A 665-nucleotide genomic window follows, 5' to 3' on the forward strand; every position below is an offset into this window, starting at 1 on the left:
GGCGAAGTCGAACACGTCGATCCGGCGGGTCGGCGTGTCGATGTAGTACATCAGGCGGCCGTCGGGGCTCCAGCCGGTGCCGTTGCTCACCGTCACGTCGGCCAGCACCACCTCGGCCGAGCCGTCGCCGGTCAGCCGGGACAGCGTGCCGCCGCCCGCGGTCTCGTCGTAGCGCATCGTGCCCGCCCACAGGGAGCCGTCCGGCGCCACCGCGGCGTCGTTGCCGCGACGGCCGGGCACCGGGTCACGGTGCAGCCAGCGGAAGCCGCCGTCGGGGTCGACCAGCCCCACCCCGTCCCGCAGGTTCAGCACCAGCCCGCCGCCGGTGCGCGGTTTGGCGGCGCCGACGTGCTGCTCGGTCGTACGGACCGTGCGGGCGCCCGTCGCCGGGTCATAGGTGTGCACCCGGCAGGAGAGGATGTCGACCCAGATCAGCCGTGCGGCCGCCGCGTCCCACGTCGGGCCCTCGCCCAGCTCGGCCTCCGCGCGCACCGCGACGTCGTGGACCTCGTACGTCGTCGTCATGCCACGCTCCTGTGGCCGAGGTGCTCCGACAGCTCGGCGGCGCCCTTCACGGCCAGCTGCTCCAGCTCGGCCCGGCGTTCCTCGCTCCAGCGGATCATGGGTACGGAGATGGACAGGGCCGCGACCACCTGCCCGGTGCG

Annotated in this window: 1 protein-coding gene and 1 pseudogene; both read right to left on the reverse strand. The window is 74.3% G+C overall.

All coding sequences use genetic code 11. The annotated features are described in order from the left end of the window. Positions 1-525 (reverse strand): SMP-30/gluconolactonase/LRE family protein (locus BZY54_RS45685; RefSeq protein WP_143668325.1); only part of this gene is annotated, 525 nt, incomplete at its 3' end. Further along, positions 522-665, reverse strand: a pseudogene (locus BZY54_RS45690) (IclR family transcriptional regulator); the annotation flags it as partial. The gene BZY54_RS45685 and the pseudogene BZY54_RS45690, both read right to left, overlap by 4 nt.

Source organism: Streptomyces carpinensis (genome assembly GCF_002154505.1).
In the GTDB taxonomy this organism is placed as follows: Bacteria; Actinomycetota; Actinomycetes; order Streptomycetales; family Streptomycetaceae; genus Streptomyces; species Streptomyces carpinensis.